Genomic DNA, 14,552 nt, shown 5'->3' on the forward strand with positions numbered 1-14,552 from the left:
GCTCAGGCGCTGCGCAGCAGCTCGTTGATGCCGACCTTGGCACGCGTGCCTTCGTCCACTTTCTTAACGATGATCGCCGCATTGATGCTGTAGCGGCCGTTGTCGCGCGGCAGGCTGCCGGCCACAACGACGGAGCCGGCCGGGACTTCGCCATGCAGGATCTGGTCGGCTTCGCGATCGTAGATCGGCGTCGAGGCGCCGATGAACACGCCCATGGAGATTACCGAGCCCTTGCCGATACGTACGCCTTCGACGATCTCGGAACGCGCGCCGATGAAGCAATTGTCTTCGATGATGGTAGGAGCCGCCTGCAGCGGTTCGAGCACGCCACCGAGGCCGGCACCGCCGGACAGATGCACGTTTTCGCCCACCTGTGCACAGGAGCCAACCGTGGCCCAGGTGTCGATCATCGCGCCGCTGCCGACATAGGCGCCGATGTTTACGTAGCTCGGCATCACCACGGCATTGGGGGCGATATGCGCACCCCGGCGGACCATTGCCGGCGGTACGATGCGTGCGCCTTGTTTTTTGAAGTCCTCGGCGTCGTACTGCGCGTACTTGGACGGCACCTTGTCGAAATAGCGGGTATGCCCGCCGTCGATCGGTACGTTATCGTGCAATCGGAATGACAGCAGCACCGCTTTCTTGAGCCATTCGTTGACGACCCAGCCATTCGCGGTGGGCTCAGCGACACGCGCCTCGCCGGAGTCGAGCAGGGCGAGTGCGCCTTGCACGGCGTCGCGCACGGCAGACTGTGCATTGTCCGGGGAGATCTCGGCGCGGTTCTCGAAAGCGTCTTCGATAATTTGCTGCATATCGGCCATTACGACTCCTTGCTGCGCGGTCGACGAGCGCGCGATTGAGTGGGTGTTCGGGCGCGAGAGTTTAACCTAGACCGTCAACGCTTCGCAGACGCGAGCCAGGCGCGTCACTGCTTCGACACAGTCGTCCGTCGAAGCGACGAGGGAAAGCCGCAGTCGGCCGGCCCCCGGATTGAAACCGTCGATCTCGCGCGCGAGATATCGGCCCGGCACAACGCGCAGGTTTTCGTCGCGCAATGCGGCGATCGTGAGTGCTTCGTCGCTGGCATCGAATGCCGGCCAGAGATAGAAAGAACCTGGCGGGCGTGTCACCTCGCACAGCGGTTCGATCAATGGCATGACGGCCGCGTATTTGGCCCGATATCGATCACGATTTTCGCGCACATGAATTTCGTCCCGCCATGCCGCAATGCTTGCAGCCTGTACGTGATGGCCCAGCGTGGCGCCGTGATAGGTCCGATAACGCAGGTATTCGCCGAGCAATGCGCCGTCGCCGGCCACAAAGCCGGAGCGAAGGCCGGGCAGATTGGAACGTTTCGACAGACTATGAAAGACCACGCATCGCGCGAAATCGTCGCGCCCCTGGGCATGGGCGATGTCGAGCAGGCCGGGTGGCGGTGCTGTCTCGTCTGCATAGATCTCGCTATAGCATTCGTCGGACGCGATCACGAAGTCGTGTTTGTCTGCGAGTTCGAGGGCGCGCTCGAGATAGGCGCGATCGGCGACAGCCCCGGTCGGATTGCCGGGCGAGCATATATACAACAGTTGCACTCGATCCCAGTCGGCCGAACTCAACGCATCGAGATCGGCCAGGAAATCGGTATCGGGCAGGCACGGCAAATACAACGGTTCCGCGCCCGCCAACAGGGCCGCGCCTTCGTAGATCTGGTAGCCGGGATTGGGCATGGCCACCGCCGCGCCCGGGCGGCTGGGGTCGACGAGCGCCTGGGCAAACGAAAACAAGGCCTCGCGTGTGCCCGCTGCGGGCAGAATATGTCGTTTATCGTCAATCGATTGGCGGGCTATATTAAAGCGTCGTGCCAGCCAGTCACCGATCGCTTCACGTAGTGCATCACTGCCTTTCGTCGGCGGATAGTGAGCGATTCCGTCGAGCGCTTCGATTAATGCGGTGCGCGCGACTTCTGCCGGCGGATGCTGCGGTTCGCCAATGGCAAGTGAAATAGGCGGCTGGCGGGTGTTGGCGCGTGTATCGACCAGCAGGGCCGCCAGCCGTTCGAACGGGTACGGCTGCAATGTATCGAGACGAGGATTCATGGGCCGTTCTTGTCCAGTTCGTTGGTTAGGGTTTCGCGAAGACGGGAGCGCGTTTCGCGATCGCGAATCGGCGTATGCTCGCGGTCGGTAATGAAAAATACGTCTTCGGCCCGTTCGCCAATGGTCGCGATCTTGGCGGTTTCTAAAAGAATGCCGAAGCGGTAGAAGGTATCGCCGATCAACGACAGCAGCCCGGGGCGGTCGGCTGTTACGACCTCCATGATCGTACAGGCACGCTCCGGCGTTTCGCTGAAATAGATCTGTGTTGGCACGTTGAAATAGCGGCTGCGCCGCGACGCGCGCCGGGTTACATCGATGCTTTCGACTTCGGGGTTGGCAATAGCGGCCCGCACCGTGTCTTCGATTTCGCGGCGGCGATAGGCGTCCTTGATGGGATGGCCATCGCTTTCGCAGATCACATAAGTATCGAGGGTGTAGTCGTCGTTGGTGGTGTTGATACGCGCATCGAGGATCGATAGTCCCAGCTGCGCGAGCACGCCGGTGGCCACGCCAAATAGATAATTTCGATCCCGGGTGTAAACGAACAGCGTGCTGCCCTGATCGGAAATCTCGGCGACCGATACCAGTGGACCGTCACCATCGTGGGTCGCGATGGCGCGTGTCTGGCGCGCGATTTCCTCCGGACTGTGACGCAGAAAGTAATCCGGTTCAAAACGTTCCCATACCGCCTTGAATCTAGGTGTGTTTACGCGCGTCCGCGTCAGCATGGCTGCAGCGGCGCTGCGCGTCTCGGCCACCAGCTCGGCTTCGTTGAGCGGATCGTCCAGGCCACGCTCGAGCGCTCGACGCGTGCTGGTGTAAAGATCGACCAGCAGGCTTTCCTTCCATGAATTCCAGAGATTCGGATTAGTAGCGCGTATATCGCACACGGTCAGCAGGAACAGCCGGTCCAGACGCTCTCTGTTGCCGACTTCACGTGCGAACTCATTAACCACCTGTACATCGTTGATATCGCGACGCTGTGCCGTCATCGACATAAGCAGGTGCTGGCGTACGAGCCAGCAAACGAGTTCAGTATCGTCCGACGAAATACCGTGGTCTGCGCAGAACTTGCGCGCGTCGACCGCGCCCAGCTCTGAGTGATCGCCGCCACGGCCTTTGGCGATGTCGTGCATCAGCCCTGCGATATACAGAATCTGGGGCTTGTTGAGGGATTGCATGAGCTCGCTCGCAAACGGGAGCTCGTGCTGAAAACGCGGTAGCACCAGGCGCCGAAGATTACGGATGACGAACAGGGTATGTTCATCGACGGTGAGCGTATGGAACAGGTCGTACTGCATGCGACCGATGATCTTGCCGAAGTTGGGCAGATAGCGGCCGAGGATGCCGTACCGGTTCATACGCCGTAGCGCGCGTGTTACACCGCTGCGCTGCCTGAGAATTTCAGTGAAGAGGCGCCTGCAATGTATTGACGTGCGGAACGTTTTATCGATCAGATGCCGATCGCGGCGCATCAAGCGCAGTGTATGTGCACGAATACCCGTCAGTCGCGGCCGGGTCTGCATGAGATAGAAGATTTCAAGCAGTGCACTCGGGTGGTTGACGAACACGTCGTCGGCGGTCACTTCGATGAACCCGTGACGCGACTGAAACCGCTCGTTTATGGAGCGGGCACGCTCGTCATCGCCGAAATGGAGTATCGCTTCTGAAAAAAGTTGAAGAAGAATATCGTTTAGCGCAGTCAACGCCTTGATATTTCGATAATATCGCTGCATGAACTGCTCGACGGCGAGATTATTCTTCTCGTCCTCGTAGCCGAGCATCTGAGCAATCTGTATCTGATGATCGAACAGCAACCGGTCTTCGGGCCGGTCGGTCAACGTGTGCAGCGCAAAGCGCACGCGCCAAAGAAACGCCTGGCCGCGTTTGAGTTCGGTGAATTCGCGATCGCTCAGGAATCCGTAGTCGACGAGCCCGTCCAGTGTCTGCGCCGCGAATTGCCGTTTGGCGACCCAGGCGATGGTCTGGATATCGCGCAGGCCGCCCGGGGATTCCTTGGTATTCGGCTCGAGCTTGTAGGCGGTTTCGTCATAACGGGCGTGACGCGCCTGCTGCTCTTCGATCTTGGCCTTGAAGAAAGCGGCCGATGGCCAGATGTGTTCGACCGATGTCGCTGCGCGCATGGCGGCGAACAAGGCCGAATCGCCAGCGAGTGCGCGCGACTCCATGAGATTGGTCATTATCGTGATATCGGACTCTGCCTGTTCGGCACACTCGGTGGGTGAGCGTACGCTGTGGCCGACTTCGAGACCGATATCCCATAGGTGTGTCAGAAACCGCTCCAGCGCGGGGCCGACGCTATCGAGCGTGTCTTGGCGATAGAGAATGAGCAGGTCGATATCCGAGTGCGGCAGTAATTCGCCACGGCCATATCCGCCGACCGCGACTAGGCAGGCATTCGACGAGTCGGCAAGCGCGCGCCACGCGCTGGCCAGAACCGCGTCGACCAGCATGCTGCGTGCGCCAACGAGAACGTCTACGTGTGCGCCGGCACGAAAGGCACGTTCAATACGTTCACGACCCGTATCCAGATATTCGCGGGCCTGGGCGATCGACGCGCCTTCGCTATTGGCCGCGCGGGCAATGAAATCGTCCCAGTCGCCGAGTTCGGCCTGGGCGCGACGGCGCATCTCGACCGTGTAACCCACTTATGCGCTCAGCTGGCTGGGCGTAAGGATTTCAACGCCGTCGTCCGTCACCAGGATCGTATGTTCCCACTGGGCGGACAACGAATGATCCTTGGTGACGACGGTCCAGCCGTCCGGCAACACTTTGACGTGGCGTTTGCCGGCGTTGACCATCGGTTCAATGGTGAACGTCATGCCGGCTTCCAGGCGCAGCCCCTGGCCGGCCTTGCCGTAATGGAGCACCTGCGGCTCCTCGTGGAAGCCCAGCCCGATCCCGTGGCCGCAATATTCACGTACGACCGACGCGCGCTGAGACTCGACGAACGTCTGGATAGTCGCGCCGATGTCACCCAGCGTCGCGCCCGGGCGGACCACTTCAATGCCCTTGTAGAGCGCGGCTTCGGCGATATCGGATAGGCGACGCGCCTTGATTGAGGGCGTGCCGGCGAAATACATACGCGAACTGTCGCCGTGGTAGCCGTCCTTGATCAGGGTGACGTCAATATTCAACGCGTCGCCTTTCTTGAGCGCCTTTTCGCCGGGTATGCCATGGCACACCACATGGTTGATCGATGTGCAGATCGATTTGGGGAAACCGTGGTAGTTGAGCGGCGCAGGTGTGGTGCCCAGCTCATCGACCATGTAGTCGTGACACAGCGTATTGAGTTCGTCGGTGGTCACGCCCGGCTGAACATGCGGCGTGATCATATCCAGAACCTGCGCGGCGAGCCGGCCGGCTTCGCGCATCTTGTCCTGTTCCTCGGGCGTTTTGATGGTCACGCTCATGCGTTATAGGTCCTTGAAAAGTCGTCAATGAAAGTCGGCCGAATTGCGGCCGGTGCTAGCCTGGGAAGGGCCGCTATGGTATAAACCGCTCGCGTTCGCGGCAACGTGACGCCGAGAACGCTTATAAAAGCGGTCGATTTTACGGCCGTATTCGACATCGAAAATCCGCACGCGTGTCGACACATGAAACGGGGTGCCTGTCTGCAAAATGCAGATCGGTTGTTTCATGGGATGCGCGTAAGCCACAACCCGGAGACAATCCATGAGTCAGATCAGCATGCGCCAGTTGCTTGAGGCGGGGGTTCATTTCGGCCACCGTACCCGTTACTGGAACCCCAAGATGGCCCCCTATATTTTCGGCCATCGCAACAAGATCCATATCATCAACCTCGAAGAGACGCTTCCGCTCTTCAAGGATGCATACAACTATATCAGCCGTCTGTCCGCCAACGGCGGCAACGTCATGTTCGTCGGCACCAAGCGTGCCGCGCGTGAAGCCGTCGGCAAGCAGGCACAGCGCTGCGGCATGCCGTTCGTCAACCATCGTTGGCTTGGTGGCATGCTCACCAACTTCAAGACGGTCAAGAACTCGATCCAGCGTCTGCACGATCTCGAGCAGATGATCGAGGACGGCTCGATTCGCAAGCTCAATAAGCGTGAAGCGCTCGATCTCTATCGTGAGCGCGACAAGCTGGAGCGCGGCATCGGCGGCATCAAGGAAATGACCAGCCTGCCCGATGCGCTGTTCATCATCGACGTCGGCTTCGAAAAGATCGCCGTTGACGAAGCGCGCAAGCTCGGCATTCCGGTAATCGCCGTGGTCGATACCAACTGCTCGCCGGAAAACATCGACGTGGTCATCCCGGGTAACGACGACGCGATCCGCGCGATTCGTATTTACACCGAGATGGTAGCCGACGCCGTTCTCACGGGCCGTGGTAGCAAGGGCGACTTCACCGGCCAGGAAGACGGCACCGTGGAAGTTCAGGCGCAGGGCGCCGACCACGAGCCGGGCAAGCCGGCCGAGGCACAGGCCGCGAGTGAAGCCACCCAGAACTCCGTTATTCAGGAGTCCCAGGGTGAAGCCGAGCCGACCGCGACTGCGTCGCTCGGCGACGTGGCTTCCGTGCCGTCGGAAAAGCCTGAGCAGGCGGACCCGAAGCAGGCCGACAAGTAATCGCGGGCGAGCCGGTGTGCGAGGCGCACGCCGGCTCGGTCGCTACCCAATCTTTGCGGAGAATGAATCATGGCAATTAGTGCTGCTCTGGTTAAAGAGCTGCGGGAACGTACCGGCGCCGGCATGATGGAGTGCAAGAAGGCACTCACGGCGACGGATGGCGATATTGACGCCGCGGCAGACAACATGCGTCGCGAAGGCCTGGCCAAGGCCGACAAGAAAGCCGGACGCGTGGCTGCGGAAGGGCGTATCGCCACCGCAGTATCCGATGACAAGACGGTTGCAGTGCTGCTCGAGGCGAACTGCGAAACCGACTTTGTCGGCAAGAACGACGATTTCGTGAACTTCGCCGAAATGGCGGCTCAGGCCGCTCTCGACAATGCGCCGGCCGATGCCGATGCGTTGGCGGCGATCGAAGTCGACGGGGAGAGCCTCGACGCCAAGCGTCGTGCGCTCGTGGCGAAGCTGGGTGAGAACATCACCATTCGTCGCTTCCGTCGAATCGAAGCAGGCGAAGGCAAGCTCGACGTCTACATGCACGGCGCGCGTATTGGTAGCGCTGTGGCGGTTCTCGGTGGCGAAAGCGAGCTGGCCCGCGATCTGGCTATGCATGTCGCGGCGACCGCGCCCGCGCATCTGTCGGCCGACGATGTGCCGCAAGAACGTCGCGATGCTGAAAAAGAACTGTTGATGGCGCAGGCGCGTGATAGCGGCAAGCCGGAAGACATCATCGAAAAGATGGTCGAAGGCCGTCTGCGCAAGTACCTGAGCGAAATCACGCTCATGGGTCAGCCGTTCGTGAAGGATCCCGATATGACGGTCGAAAAGCTGTGCAAACAGCAGAACGCGACCGTGACCGACTACGCGCGCGTGGAAGTCGGCGAGGGCATCGAGAAGAAACAGGAAGACTTCGCTGCCGAGGTCAAGGCGCAAGCCGAAAAGACAGCCTAAGGGCAAACGGCCGGCTGCTTAGGCAGCCGGCTTTTTTTGACCCGGCCCGTATCGCATGATCGGGCCGTAAATTATCGTTGCCGGCCAGGAGCCGCTTCATGTTGTCGTACTGCCACGCCAGCCGATGAGCAAGAACAAGCCGACCCGCAAACGCATATTGCTAAAACTCAGCGGCGAAGCCCTCATGGGGCAGGCCGATTACGGAATTTCCGCTGATGTCGTGGAGCGGCTTGCTGCCGAAATAAAAGAACTCATCGAGTCGGGGGTGCAAGTCGCGCTCGTGGTGGGCGGCGGCAACATCTTTCGCGGAGTCGGCCTAGCCGGGCGCGGCATGGACCGGGTTACCGGCGATCAGATGGGCATGCTCGCCACGGTGATCAATGCGCTCGGACTGCAGGACGCCATCGAGCATGCCGGCATGACGGCGCGTGTGATGTCGGCGATTCGCATCAATCAGGTGTGCGAGGACTATATTCGACGCCGCGCAATCCGCCACCTCGAAAAAGGTCGGGTGGTGATTTTTGCGGCCGGTACCGGCAATCCTTTTTTCACCACGGATTCGGCAGCGAGCCTGCGGGCGGTCGAGATCAATGCCGACCTAATGCTCAAGGCAACCAAGGTCGACGGCATCTATAGTGCGGACCCGATGCGCGACAGTAGCGCCAAACGGTATACGCATCTGACGTACGATGAAGTCATAGACCAGCGCCTGAGTGTGATGGATACCACCGCCATCGTGCTATGCCGGGACAACGGCATGCCGCTGCGGGTATTCGATATCAACCGGGCCGGCGATTTGGCCCGTATCGTCGCCGGCGAGGACGTGGGTACGCTGGTCGACAACGACACGACGAGAAGCAACGGATGATTGACGAGATATACAGCGACGCACAGCAGCGCATGGACAAGACGATCAACGTCATGCGCGACAATTTCAGCAAGATTCGCACCGGGCGCGCGAGCACCAGTCTGCTGGATCACGTAACCGTGGACTACTACGGCTCTGAAGTGCCGCTCAATCAGGCAGCGAATATCTCGCTTGAAGATGCGCGCACGATCACGATCCAGCCCTGGGAAAAGAGCATGGTCCAACCCGTCGAAAAGGCGATCATGAAAGCCGACCTCGGCTTGAACCCGTCGACCGCCGGGCAGGTCATCCGCGTGGTGCTGCCGCCGCTGACCGAAGATCGCCGTAAGGATCTGGTGAAAGTGATTCGCGCTGAAGCTGAAGACGGGCGTGTGGCGATTCGCAACATCCGTCGCGATGCGAATTCCACGCTCAAGGAACTGGTCAGCGAAAAAGAGATCAGCGCCGACGACCAGCATGGCGGCGAAGCGCGTATTCAGAAGCTCACCGACCAGCACATCGAACGTATCGACGGACTGCTCGACGAGAAAGAAAAGGAGATCATGACGGTTTAGCAGACCGTCGATCGGATTCGAGCGCCAGGTGCGAATATGAGTGTGCCCGACCACGTCGCAATCATTATGGACGGCAATGGCCGCTGGGCGAGTCGACGCGGCATGCCGCGTGCGGCTGGCCACCGGTCGGGCGCCCAGGCGGTACGCGCGATCGTGGAAAGCGCTAGAGAACAGTCAGTTAAAACATTGACGCTGTTCGCATTTTCGAGCGAAAACTGGCAGCGGCCAAAAACTGAAGTGCGTGTGCTGCTGGATCTGTTCCGACGCACGATCCGTCGTGAAATCGATTCCATGAACGAGTCCGGCGTACGCCTGAGCTTCATTGGCGAGCGTGCGCATTTCTCGGAAGCCCTTCGGCACGAAATGGCCCAGGCGGAGATGCGTACGCGCGACAACGCGGCCCTCAATCTCGTGATCGCGATCGACTACGGAGGCCGCTGGGATCTGGTTCAGGCCGCGCGACGGCTGGCATGCGCTTGCCGCGACAATCAGCTCGATCCCGACGAAATCGATGAGCACAGCCTGGGCGCGCGCCTGGCGCTTGCCGAGTTTCCGGCCCCCGATCTGTTTATCCGGACGGGCGGCGAACGTCGGGTCAGCAATTTTTTGCTCTGGGATCTTGCGTACAGCGAACTGTACTTCTCGGACGAGCTTTGGCCGGATTTTGATGGCAACAGCCTCGCCTGTGCGATCGATTGGTTCGGACAGCGCCAGCGTCGGTTCGGGCGTTTGCCGCAAGCTGCGGCGACGGGTCTTTAAGGCGTATGCTCGTCACGCGCATTGCGACGGCCCTGGTTCTTGTACCTCTGGCCGTACTGGGCATGTTGTATTTGCCAACGTTTGCGATCACGTTGGTGTTCGCCACGTTGATGCTGCTCGGCGCCTGGGAGTGGGCCGGTCTGCTGCGCCTTGGCGATACCGGACACGTATTGCTGGTGCTCGCTACAGCGCTACTGATTTTTCTGTTCGCGCTCGTTCGTAGCCAGTTGTGGCTGGTCGCTGTCGACAACCTGCTCATCGGCGCGGCGTGTATCTGGTGGCTGATCGCGATCGGGTGGATCGTGCGTTACCCGAACGGCTGGGCGCGGGTAATGGGGCGCACCGACATCGGCGCCGCGACCGGCGTTCTAACGCTCGTGGCAGCAGTCGCAGCCGTGACCTATCTGCATCAGAGCGATCAAGGTGCACTGTTACTGCTGGCTTTCTTCTTTCTGGTATGGGCGGCCGATACCGGCGCTTATATCGCAGGTCGCACGATGGGCCGGCACAAGCTAGTGCCCGCGGTCAGTCCGGGCAAGACGCGGGAGGGCGCCATCGGCGGTATCGTTGCGGCCATGGTTTTCGCAGGCGCCGGCGCGTGGGCGTTGGGTTATGGTGGAGACCGCCTGGTCGGCTTCGTCGTGCTGGGCGCCTGGGTGGCGGTTATTTCCATCGTGGGCGATCTGACGATCAGCATGTTCAAGCGTCATGCGGGTATCAAGGACAGCGGGACGCTGTTTCCCGGTCATGGCGGCGTACTCGATCGACTGGATAGTGTGCTCGCGGCGGCGCCCTGGTTTGTTGCGGGCCTGCATTGGCTGCCGAGCGCAATTTGAAGCGTTAGCCAGGTCTTGGGTCTGCACAGGTAGACTACTATGCAGGCATCCTCGGGTCGCGAGCGTGCGTTCCATCCAGTGATCCAATCCTAGCCGGTCGCAATTCCGGCGCGCAGGAGAAGTGAATTACATGTCTGACTGGCTGATGTCGGTTCCGGCGTTCATCGTGGCAATCGGCCTGCTCGTGGCGGTACATGAATACGGCCATTTCTGGGTTGCGCGTCGTATGGGCGTGAAGGTGTTGCGCTATTCGATCGGGTTCGGCAACCGAGTCTGGGGCTTTACCGGTCGAAAAAGCGGCATCGAATACTGGTTGTCGGCGATCCCGTTGGGCGGCTACGTCAAGATGCTTGACGAGCGCGAAGGTGAAGTCGCGGAGGCGGACAAGCCCTATGCGTTCAATCGCCAGCACCCGGCGCGCCGTATCGCGATCGTCGCCGCCGGCCCGGGCGTGAATTTCCTGTTCGCGGTAGCGGCTTACTGGCTCGTATTCATGATCGGCGTCGCGGGCATCAAGCCCATGATCGGTGCCGCGCCCGAATCCAGTCTCGCGGCCGAGGCGGGCTTGGGCGCTGGCGAACAGATCGTGGCGATCGACGACCGTAAGATCGAAAACTGGGAAGACCTGCGCCTCGGTCTGATCGAGCGCGGCCTCGACGGCGATTCGATCGCGTTGAGCGTACGCGCCGAAGACGGGGACGTTCGCCAGGTCACACTTGATCTTACCGATGTGCCGGCCGACCCGGAAAAGATGTTCGATCGACTCGGGCTCATGCCTTATCAGCCGCCGGCCACGCCGCTCATCGCGGATGTGCTTGCGGATAGTCCGGCCAGCCGGGCCGGACTGGAAAAGGGCGATGAAATAAAGGCGGTCGATGGCGAAACGGTCGACACGCCCCAGGCGTTGGTCGAGCGCATCAAATCCCGCCCCGGTGAACAGGTCGTTCTGTCGGTTGCACGCGATGGACAGACTCGCGATATCCCCGTGTCCCTGGCATCGGTCGACAATGACGCGGGCGAAGCCGAAGGACGGCTTGGCGCCCAGATCGGTGTCGACGCCGAAGCCTGGCAGAGCATGCGCACCACGCGCCAGCTCGGACCCGTTGCCGCGATTCCTGCGGCCGTGGCAAAGACATGGGAAGTGTCGGCACTGACGGTTCGGCTCATGGCGCGCATGGTCACCGGCGAGGTGTCGTTGCGAAACGTTAGCGGTCCGATTCAGATCGCCAGCTATGCTGGACAGACGGCCAGTATCGGTCTCGAAGCGTTCGTCGGCTTTCTGGCCCTGGTGAGCGTCAGTCTGGCCGTGCTCAACCTCCTGCCGATTCCGGTGTTAGACGGGGGGCATCTTCTGTATTATTCGATCGAATGGATAAGGGGCCGACCTCTTTCGGAGGCGGTACAGGTCGCGGGGCAGCAGGTCGGCATGGTCGCTCTCCTGATGCTGATGACCCTGGCTTTCTACAACGATATCCTGCGCTTGCTCGGGTAAGTAAGGTTCTTAAAATATGCCTGTATGTGTGACGCGCGCGTTTGCCGTGCTCCTGTGTCTTTTTGCTGCGAGCGCGTGGGCGCAGGCGCAATCGCCGGATTCCGGTTACGACTTTCGAGTGGACGATGTCCGGGTGGTCGGCGTGCAGCGACTCGAACCGGGTACGGTGCTGACGTACCTGCCGCTGTCTGTCGGCGATCGGCTTAGCGAAGCGCGCGCCCAGCAATCGATCCGTGCGCTTTACGACACCGGCCTGTTCGAGAACGTTGCCCTGCAGCGCGAAGGCAATACGCTGATCGTCGACGTCACCGAGCGCCCCGAGATCGCGAGTTTCTCGATCGAAGGCAACAAGAACATCGGTGGTGACGAACTCAAGGATGCACTAGCTCAGCAAGGTCTGGCCCAGGGCGAGCTTTACAAGCGCTCGCTCGTTGACCAGCTCGAGCAGGAGCTGCGTCGTCAGTATTACGCCAACGGTTATTACAGCGTAGACATCGATACGCAGGTCAAGGAACTCGACAATAACCGTGTCGCCATCGATATCGATGTCACCGAAGGCGAGGTCGCCTCGATCAAGGACATCAACATCATCGGTAACGAGCATTTCAGCGACGATGAACTGCGCGATGTGTTTGAGCTGGAAGCCAGTTCGCCGGCCTATACCCGTCCGCTGACATTCTGGCGCAGCCGCGACCGGTATTCGCGCGAGAAATTGCTCGGCGATCTGGAGTCACTGAACTCGTTCTATCAGAACCGCGGTTATATCCGTTTCAACGTGTCCTCGATTCAGGTGTCGCTGTCGCCGGACAATCGCAATATCTTCTTGACGATCAACGTCGATGAAGGCGATCAGTACACGATCAGCGATTACGAGTTCGCCGGCGACATGATCGTGCCGCAGACCAGCCTGCAGCGGCTGGTGACGGTCGAGCCGGGCGAGATATTTTCGCGCGGCGATGTCGACGCCTCGGCCAACAGCATCAGCTCCGGTCTGGCCGATTTCGGCTATGCGTTCGCCGATGTGGATCCGCTGACCCGTATCAATGACGAAGACAAGACCGTCGATCTGACCTTCTTTATCGACCCCGGCAAGCGCGCCTACGTGCGTCAGATCACGTTCAACGGCAACGAAAAGACCAACGACGAAACCCTGCGTCGTGAGATGCGTCAGTTCGAAGGCGCGCCGTTCTCGCGTCGCGGCGTGGAACGCTCACGTACACGACTGGCACGTCTGCCCTATATGCAGGATGTACAGGTCAACACCGAGAAAGTGGCGGGCAGCGAAGATCTGGTCGATGTCGACTACGATCTCACCGAGCGCGCCGCAGGCACATTGCAATTCGGTGTCGGCTTCTCGGACGCGCAGGGCTTTCTCATCAACGGCAGCGTTTCGCATAGCAACTTCCGTGGCACGGGCAATCGCCTGAGCCTGCGTGCAGAAACCAACGACTACGCCAAGAGCGTGGGCGCCAGCTGGACCGACCCATATTTCACCGACGAAGGCGTGTCACGCACGATTTCGGCTTTCTACCGCAATACCGATCAGCTGATTCGTATCGGCTCCGGGTTCGATCTGAATTCGGTCGGCGGTGCGGTGACGTTTGGCCTACCGATCACCGAGTACTCCCAGCTGCGTGCCGGTCTCGGCGTGGAGCGCAACGAGATCAACTCGGCGGTCAACCGCGACGGCGAGGAACAGCTGTCCGACGAGCTGGCCGACTTCATCGACGAGAACGGCAAGGAAGCCACGACCTATGAACTGCAGACGGGCTGGTCGCGGGATACGCGTAACCGCACGTTCTTCGCGACTCGTGGCAGCAATACCCAGTTCGAATTCAATATTAAGGGGCCGGGTTCGGATCTGGAGTATTACGACACCAGTTTCGAGCACGAGCGCTATTTCCGAGTGGGCGCCTGGGTACCGGGCTTGTCCGATAAGATGGTTCTATCGATGGATGGTCGTGTGGCCCAGACCGACGTCTGGGGCGAGGGTGAGGATGTCCCGCCCTATGACAACTTCTTTGCCGGCGGCGCGCGTTCGGTGCGCGGTTACTCCAACGGCGGCCTTGGCCCGCGGGATTCGCTCGACAACCCGTTCGGTGGTCAATTCCTGACCACGTTGCAGAGCGAACTGGTCATCCCGACCTTCCTCGAATCGGATAACAAGTCGACGCGTCTGACAGCGTTCTACGACATCGGTAACGTCTATGAAGACGCCAGCGATTTCGAAGCCTCGGAGCTGCGCAAGTCTGCCGGCGTTGCCTTTTACTGGTTCACGCCGTTCTTCGGGCTGTTGCGCGTAAGCTACGCTGCTTACGTCGACGATCCGGACAACGACGATGTCGATCGCTTCCAGTTCTCCTTCGGCGTCGGGCTCTAGTCAGG

Annotated in this window: 12 protein-coding genes; 8 read left to right on the forward strand and 4 right to left on the reverse strand. The window is 60.3% G+C overall.

Annotated features, from left to right (window positions below; translation table 11 throughout):
- Nucleotides 1-2: 2 nt before the first annotated feature.
- The 4 genes from dapD to map form a co-directional block, all read right to left on the reverse strand.
- Nucleotides 3-824 carry a 2,3,4,5-tetrahydropyridine-2,6-dicarboxylate N-succinyltransferase gene (gene dapD / locus SSPSH_RS05205; protein ID WP_006911883.1) on the reverse strand — a complete coding sequence of 274 codons (822 nt, stop codon included), beginning with the start codon at nt 822-824 and terminating at the stop codon, nt 3-5.
- A gap of 66 nt (nt 825-890) precedes the next feature.
- Complete coding sequence (gene dapC, locus SSPSH_RS05210) at nt 891-2,096, reverse strand: succinyldiaminopimelate transaminase (RefSeq protein ID WP_006911882.1); 1,206 nt, start codon at nt 2,094-2,096, stop codon at nt 891-893.
- Nucleotides 2,093-4,747 carry a [protein-PII] uridylyltransferase gene (gene glnD / locus SSPSH_RS05215; RefSeq protein ID WP_152522741.1) on the reverse strand — a complete coding sequence of 885 codons (2,655 nt, stop codon included), beginning with the start codon at nt 4,745-4,747 and terminating at the stop codon, nt 2,093-2,095. Before glnD ends, dapC begins: the two co-directional genes overlap by 4 nt.
- 18 nt (nt 4,748-4,765) lie before the next feature.
- Complete coding sequence (gene map, locus SSPSH_RS05220; RefSeq protein ID WP_006911880.1) at nt 4,766-5,530, reverse strand: type I methionyl aminopeptidase; 765 nt, start codon at nt 5,528-5,530, stop codon at nt 4,766-4,768.
- A gap of 262 nt (nt 5,531-5,792) precedes the next feature.
- On the opposite strand from map, the gene rpsB reads away from it, so the two are divergent.
- The 8 genes from rpsB to bamA all read left to right on the forward strand — a co-directional run bounded on the left by rpsB (nt 5,793) and on the right by bamA (nt 14,547).
- A complete protein-coding gene (gene rpsB, locus SSPSH_RS05230) occupies nt 5,793-6,707 on the forward strand; it encodes a 30S ribosomal protein S2 (protein ID WP_006911878.1) in 915 nt (304 codons plus the stop codon).
- Nucleotides 6,708-6,776: 69 nt separating this feature from the next.
- Nucleotides 6,777-7,658, forward strand: a complete 882-nt coding sequence (gene tsf, locus SSPSH_RS05235) for a translation elongation factor Ts (RefSeq protein WP_006911877.1) — start codon at nt 6,777-6,779, stop codon at nt 7,656-7,658.
- A gap of 124 nt (nt 7,659-7,782) precedes the next feature.
- The gene (gene pyrH / locus SSPSH_RS05240) at nt 7,783-8,526 is read left to right on the forward strand and encodes a UMP kinase (protein WP_006911876.1); all 744 of its coding nucleotides are present in this window, start codon (nt 7,783-7,785) and stop codon (nt 8,524-8,526) included.
- Nucleotides 8,523-9,080 (forward strand): ribosome recycling factor, encoded by a 558-nt coding sequence (gene frr, locus SSPSH_RS05245; RefSeq protein ID WP_006911875.1) that lies wholly within the window; start codon nt 8,523-8,525, stop codon nt 9,078-9,080. Before pyrH ends, frr begins: the two co-directional genes overlap by 4 nt.
- A 36-nt stretch (nt 9,081-9,116) precedes the next feature.
- Nucleotides 9,117-9,839: a polyprenyl diphosphate synthase gene (gene uppS / locus SSPSH_RS05250; RefSeq protein ID WP_006911874.1), complete on the forward strand. Its 723-nt coding sequence runs from the start codon at nt 9,117-9,119 to the stop codon at nt 9,837-9,839.
- Between the two features lie 5 nt (nt 9,840-9,844).
- Complete coding sequence (locus SSPSH_RS05255) at nt 9,845-10,675, forward strand: phosphatidate cytidylyltransferase (RefSeq protein WP_006911873.1); 831 nt, start codon at nt 9,845-9,847, stop codon at nt 10,673-10,675.
- Between the two features lie 130 nt (nt 10,676-10,805).
- Nucleotides 10,806-12,167, forward strand: coding sequence for an RIP metalloprotease RseP (gene rseP, locus SSPSH_RS05260; protein WP_006911872.1), 1,362 nt, complete (start codon nt 10,806-10,808; stop codon nt 12,165-12,167).
- 16 nt (nt 12,168-12,183) lie between these two features.
- The gene (gene bamA, locus SSPSH_RS05265; RefSeq protein WP_006911871.1) at nt 12,184-14,547 is read left to right on the forward strand and encodes an outer membrane protein assembly factor BamA; all 2,364 of its coding nucleotides are present in this window, start codon (nt 12,184-12,186) and stop codon (nt 14,545-14,547) included.
- The last annotated feature ends 5 nt before the right edge of the window (nt 14,548-14,552 follow it).

Origin of the sequence: Salinisphaera shabanensis E1L3A (genome assembly GCF_000215955.2) — a bacterium.
Lineage (GTDB): Bacteria > Pseudomonadota > Gammaproteobacteria > Nevskiales > Salinisphaeraceae > Salinisphaera > Salinisphaera shabanensis.

Coding starts and splice junctions, on each gene's coding strand:
- SSPSH_RS05255 (WP_006911873.1), top strand. CDS start 9,845: ATGCTCGTCACGCGCATTGCGACGGCCCTGGTTCTTGTACCTCTGGCC.
- rseP (WP_006911872.1), top strand. CDS start 10,806: ATGTCTGACTGGCTGATGTCGGTTCCGGCGTTCATCGTGGCAATCGGC.
- glnD (WP_152522741.1), bottom strand. CDS start 4,747: ATGCGCCGTCGCGCCCAGGCCGAACTCGGCGACTGGGACGATTTCATT.
- pyrH (WP_006911876.1), top strand. CDS start 7,783: ATGAGCAAGAACAAGCCGACCCGCAAACGCATATTGCTAAAACTCAGC.
- dapC (WP_006911882.1), bottom strand. CDS start 2,096: ATGAATCCTCGTCTCGATACATTGCAGCCGTACCCGTTCGAACGGCTG.
- dapD (WP_006911883.1), bottom strand. CDS start 824: ATGGCCGATATGCAGCAAATTATCGAAGACGCTTTCGAGAACCGCGCC.
- map (WP_006911880.1), bottom strand. CDS start 5,530: ATGAGCGTGACCATCAAAACGCCCGAGGAACAGGACAAGATGCGCGAA.
- frr (WP_006911875.1), top strand. CDS start 8,523: ATGATTGACGAGATATACAGCGACGCACAGCAGCGCATGGACAAGACG.
- bamA (WP_006911871.1), top strand. CDS start 12,184: ATGCCTGTATGTGTGACGCGCGCGTTTGCCGTGCTCCTGTGTCTTTTT.
- tsf (WP_006911877.1), top strand. CDS start 6,777: ATGGCAATTAGTGCTGCTCTGGTTAAAGAGCTGCGGGAACGTACCGGC.
- uppS (WP_006911874.1), top strand. CDS start 9,117: ATGAGTGTGCCCGACCACGTCGCAATCATTATGGACGGCAATGGCCGC.
- rpsB (WP_006911878.1), top strand. CDS start 5,793: ATGAGTCAGATCAGCATGCGCCAGTTGCTTGAGGCGGGGGTTCATTTC.